The sequence below is a fragment of the Candidatus Zixiibacteriota bacterium genome, assembly GCA_021159005.1.
Classification (GTDB): Bacteria; Zixibacteria; MSB-5A5; order UBA10806; family 4484-95; genus JAGGSN01.
The window spans coordinates 1-12,042 of sequence record JAGGSN010000168.1 but is presented as its reverse complement, the minus strand read 5'-3'; the positions used below and the strand labels follow the sequence as shown (position 1 = coordinate 12,042).

General features: G+C 41.4%; 13 protein-coding genes and 1 tRNA gene. 13 read left to right on the top strand and 1 reads right to left on the bottom strand.

Features of this window, described 5'->3' with window-relative positions:
• Positions 1 to 142: 142 nt before the first annotated feature.
• From J7K40_10785 to J7K40_10755, 7 genes are all read left to right on the top strand, one after another.
• A complete protein-coding gene (locus J7K40_10785) occupies positions 143 to 1,000 on the top strand; it encodes a 3-hydroxybutyryl-CoA dehydrogenase (protein ID MCD6162884.1) in 858 nt (285 codons plus the stop codon).
• Between the two features lie 12 nt (positions 1,001 to 1,012).
• Positions 1,013 to 2,158, top strand: a complete 1,146-nt coding sequence (locus J7K40_10780; protein MCD6162883.1) for an acyl-CoA dehydrogenase family protein — start codon at positions 1,013 to 1,015, stop codon at positions 2,156 to 2,158.
• Positions 2,159 to 2,246: 88 nt separating this feature from the next.
• On the top strand, positions 2,247 to 3,434 hold the full coding sequence (locus J7K40_10775; protein ID MCD6162882.1) for an acyl-CoA dehydrogenase family protein: 1,188 nt from the start codon (positions 2,247 to 2,249) through the stop codon (positions 3,432 to 3,434).
• Positions 3,435 to 3,456: 22 nt separating this feature from the next.
• Positions 3,457 to 3,747, top strand: a complete 291-nt coding sequence (locus J7K40_10770) for a hypothetical protein (protein ID MCD6162881.1) — start codon at positions 3,457 to 3,459, stop codon at positions 3,745 to 3,747.
• A complete protein-coding gene (locus tag J7K40_10765; GenBank protein MCD6162880.1) occupies positions 3,747 to 4,061 on the top strand; it encodes a hypothetical protein in 315 nt (104 codons plus the stop codon). Before J7K40_10770 ends, J7K40_10765 begins: the two co-directional genes overlap by 1 nt.
• 191 nt (positions 4,062 to 4,252) lie before the next feature.
• Positions 4,253 to 4,420: a hypothetical protein gene (locus J7K40_10760; protein ID MCD6162879.1), complete on the top strand. Its 168-nt coding sequence runs from the start codon at positions 4,253 to 4,255 to the stop codon at positions 4,418 to 4,420.
• Between the two features lie 214 nt (positions 4,421 to 4,634).
• Positions 4,635 to 4,707 (top strand) — tRNA-Ala (locus tag J7K40_10755).
• 146 nt (positions 4,708 to 4,853) lie between these two features.
• Here J7K40_10755 and J7K40_10750 read toward each other — a convergent pair.
• Positions 4,854 to 5,648 carry a helix-turn-helix domain-containing protein gene (locus J7K40_10750; protein ID MCD6162878.1) on the bottom strand — a complete coding sequence of 265 codons (795 nt, stop codon included), beginning with the start codon at positions 5,646 to 5,648 and terminating at the stop codon, positions 4,854 to 4,856.
• Positions 5,649 to 6,112: 464 nt separating this feature from the next.
• Here J7K40_10750 and J7K40_10745 point away from each other — a divergent pair, with 464 nt between their 5' ends.
• The 6 genes from J7K40_10745 (at position 6,113) to istB (ending at position 11,917) form a co-directional block, all read left to right on the top strand.
• Positions 6,113 to 6,397, top strand: a complete 285-nt coding sequence (locus J7K40_10745) for a hypothetical protein (protein ID MCD6162877.1) — start codon at positions 6,113 to 6,115, stop codon at positions 6,395 to 6,397.
• Positions 6,360 to 8,372, top strand: coding sequence for a hypothetical protein (locus tag J7K40_10740; GenBank protein ID MCD6162876.1), 2,013 nt, complete (start codon positions 6,360 to 6,362; stop codon positions 8,370 to 8,372). Before J7K40_10745 ends, J7K40_10740 begins: the two co-directional genes overlap by 38 nt.
• Positions 8,373 to 8,604: 232 nt before the next feature.
• Positions 8,605 to 8,799 carry a hypothetical protein gene (locus J7K40_10735; protein ID MCD6162875.1) on the top strand — a complete coding sequence of 65 codons (195 nt, stop codon included), beginning with the start codon at positions 8,605 to 8,607 and terminating at the stop codon, positions 8,797 to 8,799.
• Between the two features lie 340 nt (positions 8,800 to 9,139).
• The gene (locus J7K40_10730) at positions 9,140 to 9,505 is read left to right on the top strand and encodes a hypothetical protein (GenBank protein ID MCD6162874.1); all 366 of its coding nucleotides are present in this window, start codon (positions 9,140 to 9,142) and stop codon (positions 9,503 to 9,505) included.
• A gap of 61 nt (positions 9,506 to 9,566) precedes the next feature.
• The gene (gene istA / locus J7K40_10725; protein ID MCD6162873.1) at positions 9,567 to 11,159 is read left to right on the top strand and encodes an IS21 family transposase; all 1,593 of its coding nucleotides are present in this window, start codon (positions 9,567 to 9,569) and stop codon (positions 11,157 to 11,159) included.
• Positions 11,156 to 11,917, top strand: coding sequence for an IS21-like element helper ATPase IstB (gene istB / locus J7K40_10720; GenBank protein ID MCD6162872.1), 762 nt, complete (start codon positions 11,156 to 11,158; stop codon positions 11,915 to 11,917). The genes istA and istB overlap by 4 nt, the downstream gene beginning before the upstream one ends.
• Positions 11,918 to 12,042 lie beyond the last annotated feature (125 nt).

Here is a 12,042-nt window from a genome sequence, read left to right as displayed (position 1 = left end):
AAAATCTCTATTTGTGCTTTACATTCTAAAAATAATAGCTTATCTTATCCACCGATGTTTGTGAAATATTTCTCTTAATATCAACGGGTTGACCTATTGAAATGATGATTGTCAGTTTTAAATTTATAGAATCGGAGGTATTGTGAATATAAAAAACATTGCCGTTATCGGATGCGGCACAATGGGCAACGGCATAACCCACGTTTTCGCCCAAAATGGTTTCGATGTACTCATGATTGACACCAAACAGGAATTTCTGGATAGAGCCTTGGCAACAATCAAGAAAAACCTCGACCGTCAGGCAAAAAAAGGCGTAATCACTCTCGAAAAAATCTCGGAAACCATGAGCAAAATAAAGCCATCAACTAATATCGATGATGCCGCTAATGCTGATCTCATAATTGAGGCTGTTTTCGAGGAGATGTCTGCTAAAAAGGAGGTTTTCCAGAAACTCGACAACATCTGCAAACCCGATGCGATACTGGCATCCAATACGTCATCATTGCCGATTACAGCCATAGCAGCCTGCACAAAAAGACCCGACAAGGTTATCGGCATGCACTTTATGAACCCCGTGCCTATGATGAAATTAGTAGAGATAATTCGCGGTCTGGCCACCTCTGATGAAATTTATGCTGTTATCAAAGAGACCTGCGAGAAGCTCGGCAAAACGCCTGTTGAGGTCAACGACTATCCCGGCTTTATAGCCAACCGCTTATTGATGCCTATGATTAACGAGGCGGTTTACTGCTTGATGGAGGGAGTCGCCGATGCCGAGGCTATCGACACTGTTATGAAGCTTGGTATGAACCATCCGATGGGCCCGCTTTGGTTGGCAGATTTTATCGGCTTGGATGTTTGCTTAGCGATTATGGAAGTATTATTTGAAGGCTATAACGATCCCAAATACCGTCCCTGCCCGCTTCTGAGAAAGATGGTGCAAGCCGGCTATTTAGGCCGTAAAACCGGCAAGGGATTTTACGATTATAAACAAAAATAAAAGGTGTGATTTATGGATTTTGAACTTGGTGAAGACCAAAAACTGATGGCGGAGGCGGCTCGCGAGTTCGCCGAGAAAAAGCTGATGCCTATCGCCGAAAAAATGGATGAGGAAGAGAAGGTTCCTCAAGAGATATATGCTGAGTTAGCTGAGCTGGGTTATTTCGGGATGCTATTGCCCGAAAAATACGGCGGTTTAGAACTCGATACATTGTCTTATGCCTGCGCCATGGAGGAGCTTGCCAGAGGGTCGGCGGCTGTTATGGTCGGGCTTTCTGTGCATGATTCGCTTTGCTGTCGGGCGCTTTATGAGTTTGGCTCCGATTATCTAAAAGATAAGTACCTCGAGAAAATGGCATCAGGCGAATATATCGGCGCCTATTGCCTGACCGAACCTAATTCCGGCACCGATGCCGGTTCGCTTAAAACTACTGCAGTCGAAACCGATGACGGCTATGTTCTAAACGGCTCCAAGTCTTTTATAACCTCTGCCGGTTTTGCAAAAGTATTTATAGCATTTGTCTTAACCGATAAAGAAGCCGGCTCCAAGGGTATATCATGTTTTATTATCGATGCCGGTACTGATGGTTTGAATATTGGCGCTAAAGAAAGAAAGATGGGACTTAAGGCATCCGATACGCGCGAGGTTTCATTTATCGATTGCAAAGTTCCCAAAGAAAACCTTATCGGCGAAAAGAATAAGGGTTTTAAAATCGCCTTAAGTCTGCTCGATAATGGCAGAGTAGGCATCGCCGCCCAAGCTATAGGTATTGCTCAAGCCGCCTATGAGGAGGCTTATAAATATGCTCATGAACGCGAGCAGTTCGGACGACCGATTGCCAATTTTCAGGCTATCCAATTTAAGCTTTCGGATATGGCGTTGAAGATTGAAGCCTCCAGACTGCTTATCCATAAAGCGGCGGTAATGAAAGACAAAGGACGCGCCTCAAAGTATTGCTCAATGGCTAAACTGTCTGCCTCGGAGACTGCTAACTTTGTCGCCAATCAGGCGGTGCAGATTCATGGCGGCTATGGCTATGTCAAGGAGTATGCAGTGGAGCGTTATTTCCGTGATGCTCGAGTAACCGAGATTTACGAGGGTACATCGGAAGTTCAGCGGATGGTCATATACAGGAACCTGGGCAAGAAAGGACAATAATAATATTAAATAATTATTTGCTATTATGCAATATATCATTACATTGCGTAAATTAGTTAAACCAATAGTTTAAATTATAGGATAAAATATGTGGACAACTCCGGAACATGAAAAATATAGACTGAAAATCCGGGAATTCGCCGAAAGCGAAGTTAATTCTTATGCTACGCGGGTTGACCGTGAGCAGGTGTTCCCTGATCATATCATACCCAAGCTTACTGAAATGGGTTTGCTGGGGATGCAGGTCGATAAGAAGTATGGCGGAAGCTATACTGATACGTTAACGTATGCTATTGCGGTGGAAGAGCTTTCCCGTGTGTGCGGTTCGACAGGCATTACTGTCGCGGCGCACAATTCGCTTGGCAATTACCCGATATATAAATTTGGCACGGAACAGCAGAAACAAAAATACCTGCCGGAAATAACCTCCGGCGGCAAGCTGGCGGCATTCGGCCTAACCGAGCCGGGGGCGGGCTCTGATGCCGGTGGCACTAAAACTTTCGCTGCCAAAGTTGACGGCGGCTATAAAGTCAACGGCACTAAATGCTGGATTACCTGTGGCGGAATCTGTAGTACGGCTGTATTTACGGCGCGCACCTCTAAGGAACCCGGCTCTAAGAGTATCTCATCATTTATAGTCAAACATGGTACTGAGGGATTTTCCAGCGGCAAGAAAGAAAACAAGCTGGGACTGCGCGGCTCCGATACACGCTTCCTTCATTTTGATGATGTCTTTATTCCCGATGAAGACCTTGTCGGCGAAGAGGGACACGGATTCAAGCAGTTTATGATTACCCTTGATGGCGGCAGAGTCTCTATTGCGGCGATGGCATTAGGTTTAGCGCAGGGCGCTTATGATGTAGCTGTCAAATATGCCGCACTAAAAAAACAGGCTGGCAAACCGATTGGTTATCAGCAGGGGATAGGTTTTAAATTGGCTGATATGGCGACCCAGATTCAGGCGGCGCGTCATTTGGTTTATCATTCGGCGGTGTTAAAAGATTCCGGCCAGCGGTTCTCGAAAGAATCGGCGATGGCTAAGCTTTTCGCCTCTGAGGCTGGCACTTATGTTTGCTGGTCAGCAATTGGCATCCTTGGCGAGATTGGCCTGACCGATAAATTCCCGGTCGAGCGAATGTGGCGTGATGTCAAGCTTGATGAGATAGGCGAGGGCACCTCCGAGGTTCAGCGTTTGGTAATTTCGCGCATGATACTGAAAGAGGCGACTGAGTCGGAATCGATGTTTGGTTTTCCGGAAGGCTGGGCGGCGGAGTAAAAGTAAAACTATCGGAGATTAAATGTTAGGCAGAGTATTCTATACATGGACATCAATGCAAGCATCTTGGGGTATTCTAAAGAAAGACAAGGAGATGTTAATCTTCCCTTTGGTTTCAGGGATTTGCTGTTTATTGATTGCTTTCGGCACACAAACAACTTATGCAGATCGAGGTTCAATTCCTTTCGATAGCAGAATCGAAATTTTTGAACCCAACCAGCGGGCGATGATTGCCTGGAATGGCTCGGAAGAAATCCTGCTGCTGTCAACAGATTTAAGAGCATCTGCGACAACGAAAATCCTTGAGGGGTAATGCCGCTGCCATCAGAACCCGAAGTCAAAAAAGGCGATGTGGACGTATTTAGAAAAGCGACAGCTTTGATAAACAGAAAATTATCCGAAGCATACTACCGTAGCATGGGTAGAAATCATGGCAAAGATATATCTCCTGCCGGTGAAGCAACCTTTCATGAGAAAATCGGGGCTCACGATATTTTAGTATCGCACGTTATTAATAATAATGGTTTTATAGAATGGGTTAAGAAATATCTCGTTTCTGAGGGGGTTGATAATCCGAGAATTCCCGATGGCTTAAAATTTGTTATGGATGAGTATATCAATGAATGATTTAAATGGTTTGTTTTTGATGTGGTTTCATTAGATGAAACGCCCAAGACTAATGATGCTATTCAATATCAATTCAAAACAGACTTTCTATATTATCCTCTTAAGGTAACTCGCGCTGAAAAAGGTTTTACAACTATTGATTTAATGATTCTGACTCCGAGGTTATTAAGAAATTCCCCGGAATATCACCATTGAAAGTTATGTTGCGTCATGAGCCTATAACAATTAATTCGAGAGAATTGCGCTATTTAAATGAGGATATGGATGACCTTCTTGAATCGCGTGATGACTTGAAATTGAGGATATGGCAAATTAAAGGAAAGCTCTCATCATTTAAAAATGATTTAATAGCCAAATAAAATAGGTTTTCCGATATGACAATTTAAGGACAAAAAGTAGGGAGCTATTTATTCAAGCCGCAGTAGAGCGGTAATCTTAGTCAAAGTCGAATCAGGTTGTTAATAAATTACAGAGTCATTCTGGCTGCTAAGCGTTTCTTGGCAATTTTTCAAGCCATAAACCCCTTGACACAGGCAATCTAAAATATATATTAATAAAACCTATTGTAGAAATGGGGCCGTAGTTCAGTTGGGAGAACGTTTGACTGGCAGTCAAAAGGTCGCGAGTTCGAGCCTCGCCGGCTCCATTATTAGATACCCTTAATTACCAACATATTACATTACAGGACAGTGTCTTACGGTGATTTGCTTGGTGTTACGATTTCCTTCAATTTCACTCATTTTCACCCGTTTTTGATGCCTTTCTGGCACAAATCTGGCACAGGTGATTTCGCTAGCGTTTCCCTCTTCTCCTTCCTGTTTTTGGTTTCTTGGTCTGATTTTCTAAATATTGTTCCAAGTCTGACTTTCTGAATTTATTTTTTCCGCCGACTTTTATAACCTCGAAATTATCACCACTAATCCAGTTGTACAATGTAGAGACGCTTATACCCAGATAAGTGGAGGCCTCATCCATATTCATCAAGTTTGAAGCTGGTTCTGTATATGGTTCCGTTGTCGCAGCCTTTGCAAGGCATCGTTTCAGATAGTACTCTCGCAACTCAAGATCAATAGGGTTAGCTTTTAATTTAGAATATATGTCACGGGTGTCCTTAATAATTTGACCTTTTATTGAGATTGTACTTATGCTTGTGGGGTTGTAAAAGCTAAATAGCAGACCGCGTTCAAAAGGATCTATTTTGTTATTGTGATTTTTTAAGTTCTTATAAAGGTTCTTGTTGTCGCGAATATAAAGATCAATATCTAAATCTATAGGTTCATATAATAGACTTTTAAATATCATTCCATACGGGAGTGCTACGAAATACCAACCAAATTCACCAATATTAATAACCTGTTTAAAAAAACCTGTTTCAGTTACGAATAGATGTTCGATTATCCTTGCTTTACATATACCTTGATTATTACCGACAGGGTTTTTCGAAAAAATACTCGTAGTTTTCCCCAAAATAAAAGGGAAATCAATTTCTTGATCATATTGAATTGTAGTCCGTAAAATGTGTTGTTCTGTACAATTTTCGTTTTGAACAGGCTGGTCAATGTATACATTTTTAACCAAATAAGTCATAAGCTAAAGATTGAATATTTTATCTCATTAGTCAAGTTGAAAAATATCTCATGGGGCAAAATAAAAGGCGGCAGAGTTGCTGCCGCCATATCTATAACTAAATTCACACATATCTAATACCTGAAAAACGTCCGGCTTTTAAAGTTTGTCATTGTTTTCCGTAACAGTTTTCGGTTTATGGTATTAAAAGATAACGATTGTGAAAATTATTTTTGCGTTGCTACTTATGTGAGATGGATAGCGTTAACTAATATTGGTATACAGTTTATTATCGGAGGCAGGAAAATAAAATTGACACGGGCACGTAATTTCCGTATCTTAAAGTATACGAACAAATAATTAAGCCATCCAATTTAAAACATCCAATCATTGGATACTCTGATCAGCAAGGCTGATCGGTTTTATCAATATTAACAACAAGCCAAGCTCCTGTTAAGGAGTCTGGCGAAACCAAAAAACAGCTTATGAATTCTACAATCACTACAAACGATTTCTATTTGGCGGCATTTTTAATCACAAAACAAAAGCCGTTAACAGGACATGTCAGAGAAAATAACAAATCAACATTTTTATTTGAAGGTATTGGAATCAATGAACTGGCAAATGATTACTATCAGGGTAATACGAGTGTATTGCCTTTAGCTTATGGTCAAGCTATTAGAAATTTGAAAACTATGATGTACAACAACACAAATATACAACCAACAAATAATGATGACAACACAGCAGCAGCGAAAGAATCTAAATAGCTCAATAGAATTATCGCTGGCACCAAAGGAGTATGATGCCAGTAAAAGCGTGAAATTTAACAGTAAAGAAATCCAATTTGGGGATTTCGAACCAACGCTTAAAAAACACAACTACTCATTGATAAAATGGAAAGATGGAAACAGGGACGGAACAAAATTTCTATACAGTAATGGCTTCATTATTGACGTGGACGAAGGGTTAAAAATATCGGATGCTGAAGCCAGCCTGAAATCGCATAACCTAAATTATTTTTTAATCACCAGTAAAAGCCACACTACTCACAAGCATAAGTTCCACATTCTTGTATTCTTCAATCACAGAGTCTATAGTAAAAAGACATACGCCAGTATTGGTGAACATATAGTTAAAATTCTTATTCCTGAAAGTGATCCTTCTGTTAGTGATAAAGCGAGATTTATTTTTGGCTCGCCTGATAATGCTATTGTATCTTCTAATTTTCAGGGGGACAATTTTGATGTTATTAGACATGGGGCAGTTTGGGATAGACACCTGGAAATATTAACATGCAAGGATGATATTCTTGATCCATTATCAGTGAAGAGAAAAACTCAGATATACTGCCCATTTCATCAGGATAACACACCCTCAGCATTTATTGAATATTCCAAGACGAGCAAGAATTGGTTTATACGTTGCTCTACTTGTAATCAGACTTTTTGGATGGAGAAACTTGATTTACCTATCAGGTGTAATCCCTACTGGTCTTATGGTACTGATGTATTTGAGCTTGGTTTAGTAAACGAAGAATTCTATATTGAAAAGATCGGCAAGAGTAAATTTCATATTTTAACAGATACAAATTATTCTCCCAACGAAAAAACCAAAGCCTTTGATTATCTGGTCAACAGTAAGCATATCAGCCACCTTAGCCGTATAGATTATGTAGGAGATATTCAAGCTGAAGAGTCATATTACAGACTTAACCTTGATAGTGGGATAATTGAAGTTCATCATGCGCCTTTACCAATAGTTGAGAAAGATAACGACTTTATCGAAGGATATTTAGAAGACAGATTCGGGCAGTACAAGCAATTCATCAAAGAGTACCTGGCAGTATTTTGCTACACCAACTATCAGAAGTTGCCAACTCTAATATTTAAGGGATCGCGCGGTAACGGTAAGTCTACATTCGCTGAGATCCTGGGCGAGATCTATCATCCTCTTACCTGTGAATGGCAGGGGCATGAGGAGAGTTTCACTTATGAGGTTGAGAAGAAGCTGTTGATTGTCGAGGAAAACGAATCTTCGAAAATGTCGCAGTACAAGACTTTGAAAAAATACACTGGTCAGAAGTATGCTACGGTTAACAAGAAGTTCAAAGACCCTTATAAAGTTCGCAACAATATGAATATTATCCTCCTGACTAATGAGAATATACCTTTGTATGTGTCCCGGGAGGAGCAACCAAAGGATGAGTACAACAATCAGTTCTTCGTATTTGAATTTCCCGAAATAGCACCACCCATGGATCCGAAAATTCAGGATAAAATACTAAAGCGATTGGGTTATTACATCCGAACAGAGATACGCTCCGTTTTTGACAACCTCAATAACATCGGCTACAGGTACAGCATTAAGGCACCTATTACAGATGCCGAAAAAGCCTTGTTTGAAGATAACGTTACTGATTTAGAAGCGGATACTGACAGATGTCTTCAGAAACTTGTATTGGATTATTCGGAAGATGGCGGTGGCGATTATTCGGATTTCATTGAGGAAAACTATATTCCAATACGGTATTTCAGGAATGATATTTATACAACATCACACTACAACCGAATAATAAAGAACCTAAAAAAACGGAAATACCTGACTGGCAAACCTATTAGAAAACAGGTAAGCGAAAAAAGAGAATACTGTTATGAAATAACCACTAAATTTAAAAATGAGTTAAATCGGGCTAAGGTCAGTGCCCAAAGTGGCCAAAATTCTGCCCATAAGAAATCCTTGTAAGTTTATAGAAGACAAGGGAGTGACCAAAGTGTCCAAGTGGCTTTTGATTATTTAGCAATTTTTTTATTTAGGGTAAGTAAAATAGTAAAAAAATAATAGAATTCCTAATAATTTACAGCCATTTTGGGCACGACGCTCTATGGCGAAGATAAATAACAGGTTACGGTGCCCATACATTGAATTTTAATGGGCACAGAAATGGGCACTGTGGCTACAAGCAGAGGATAATGACATGAAACGAAAGAAATTCCTAAACCAGCTAAATATAAAGCTGAAACTGAAAAAAATACCCGAAGGCAACCCAAGGCTTGATATTGAGAATCTGCCGAAATACGAACCCGAAGATGGCAGCAAATTTCTAAATGAGCTCCGACAAGTGGATTTTGAAGTTAGCGAGAGCTTATTATCGAAGCGTAATGGTGGGTAACTGCCAGAAGAGAGAAAAAAACCAATAAAACCAGAGGCAATTAAGTATTGTTATTTAAAAGACCAAATTATCCCAAAATTAGAAAAATCAGGACTGACACAGAGGTTTATGAACTCCTGACCAGACATTCCTTGGAAAAAATAATGCAAGCATTTATTAAGCATGGAAGAAATAAAGCGGCGGAAAAATTATACGCGAATCCGCGGGTAATTCGCTACCTAGCCGAAAAACACGGGTGGAAGAGACCGTTGCCAGCTCACCTTTTGAAAGCATATAAGCTTGGTAAGTGGAATAATTTTAAAACTAACATAAAACCAGACACAAAAGTGTCAAAATAATTATGATTATCAAAATTAATAACAAACCATATTACTTGGCAGAGACAGAACAACATTATACTGCTTGGTTCCCGGTAAACTTTGATATTAGATTGCTTTCCAAAAATTATCTCAATAAAAAGATCGGATCAATAGATCCCCAAACCATTGAAATTTATCAAAAACAATATCAGGAGTTAAGGAATTCAGATTTCAATAATGAAGAAGATCATTTTGAACACCATAACCTCAAACTGGATAATATAGACTACAGGTTTCACACTATAGACCATATAGGCGATACGGTTTGCGTTTATATGGAAAAGGAATTATTTACCTTAGGCGAGTGTCATAGGTCGGGCAAAACCAGCCAGTTAGGTTCGCTTTAAAACCGGCCATTTTAAGGAGGCAGAATTTGTCGTATACTCTTTCTGAGAAGGAGGAGAAGATATGGCAAATCAGCTCAAAATGGTTATGGTTCATGCGATTATAGGATTATTAGAGCAGGGCTGGCGTTATCGCCGGATTGCTCGCGAGCTTGGCGTACATCGTGATACAGTAGCTCGTTATGACCGGTTACGGAAGATTTCCGATTCAAAACCGGCCAATCCGACCCCCGGGTCTAATGCGGATGATCATTCAAAACCGGCCAATGCGACCCTCGGGTCTGCGTTAGGTTACAGGTTGCCTGATCGATGTTTAGGGCCGCCGAGTCTTTGCCGGCCGTTTGAAGAGATCATCCAGAAAAAGTTGGATCAGAATCTGTCCGGTCAGCGGATCTGGCAGGATTTAGTTGATGAACATGGGTTTGATGGTTCCTACAGTTCGGTTAAGCGTTACCTTTGTCGGCTTGGCAGCAGTACACCTTTGCCGTTTCGCAGGATGGAATGTGGTCCTGGTGAAGAGGCTCAGGTAGATTTCGGTTCAGGTGCCTGGATTGTTAAGGATGGTAAAAATAGGTGGGCTCATGTTCTGCGTGTTATCCTGAGTAATTCCCGTAAGGGCTACAGTGAAGCGGTCTTTAAACAAAGTACTGAGAACTTCATCAGGGTGTTGGAGAATGCCTTTCACGCTTTTGGCGGTGTCCCTCAAACGCTTGTCATCGACAATCTCAAGGCGGCGGTGCAGAAAGCTGACTGGTATGATCCGGAACTCAACCCGAAGATAATCGAGTTTGCCCGGCATTACAATGTTGTGTTTTTGCCAACCAAGCCATATACACCGCGTCATAAGGGAAAAGTTGAAAGCGGTGTCAAGTATGTCAAGAACAATGCTCTGAAGGGGCGTTCATTTAACAGCTTACCAGAGCTTAACCAGTTTTTAGCTCACTGGGAACGACGGGTGGCTGATACCCGTATCCATGGCACAACCCGGAAGCAAGTTGCTAAAGTATTCAGGGAAGTTGAACAACCAACTCTTTTACCGGTCAACCCGGAACGCTTTCCTTTTTACAGTGAAGGCAAACGCAAGGTCAACCGCGATGGTCATATTGGAGTTGCTAATGCCTACTATTCGACACCGCCGGAGTATCTTGGCCGCGAGGTGTGGGTACGCTGGGATGGTCACTTGGTGCGTATTTATGATGAGCAGTCACGCCAGATAGCGATACATGCCCGAGTTCAGCCGGGGAAGTTCCACACCGACCGAAAACATCTCGCCGCTGAAAAGATATCATCTGTTGAACGGGGAGCTGAGTATATGCTTGGCAGAGCTATACGTATAGGCAATCAAGCCGGTCAATGGGCTACCCAGATGTTAAAAGCGCGCGGCATTGAAGGTGTTCGTGTTCTGCAGGGCTTTTTATCCCTATCTAAGAAACATCCAGCTAAGGTTATCAACCAGGTCAGTCAAACAGCGCTTGAGGCAGGTTGTTTTCGACTGAGACCGCTGCGTGAACTTTGTCAGCGTCGATCAAAAGAATTAGAACAGCTTTCCTTCAATGATGATCACCCTATCATCAGACCATTATCTGAATATCAGAAGTTTATAAACATACCGAAAGTATCGTTTGGTATTAAAGACAGGCAGGAGAATAAAATATGAACCCACAGCTTGTATCCAAGTTGAAGCAGCTGCGTCTCTCGGGACTGATCTCGACTCTTGAGGTTCGATTAACCGAAGCTGCCGGCAATCAGCTTAACCATCAGGAGTTTTTAGAGCTTCTTGTCAATGACGAACTGGCAATAAGAGGCGATCGAGCCATAGCGCGAAGAATTAAGAAAGCCGGTTTCCGTGAACTCAAAAGCATTGAAGATTTCGACTTCAGCTTTAATCCATCGATAAAGAGACGTCAGATTATGGAGTTAGCTGCCGGCCGTTTCATCAGAGAAAAGACCGACATGCTAATCTTAGGACCTCCCGGCGTAGGTAAGTCGCATCTGGTTCAGGCAATCGGACATCAGGCGGCAAAGGTTGGCTTTGCCGTGTTGTATCGCTCTATCTTCGATACCATCAGCGAACTGATACAGGCGGAAAACTTTGGCGATAGTGTCAAGATGATGAAACGTTATCTGATGCCTGATTTGCTGATTATCGATGATATGGGCATTAAAAAGCTGCCAAAACAATCAGGCGAATATCTCTTTGAGATCATCATGCGCCGGCACGAACTGCGCTCCACGATTATGACATCAAACCGACCTTTGGAGGAATGGGGGAAACTGATTGGTGATGTGCCGACTGCCACAGCTATCTTAGACAGAATCCTGCAGAAAGCTGAGATAATCCAGATAACCGGCAGAAGTTACCGGCTTAAAGACAGGGCTAATAAACAAAAAAGAGAAGAAAAAAAGAATGTTTGACAATATAAAGAAATTAAATAGGACTTGTTAAAAGCAAGAAAAAACATATTATGAGAATAGTTAACAATAATATTGGCCGGTTTTAACCCGACCCGAACTGGTACAGTTTAACCCGACCCGTGACA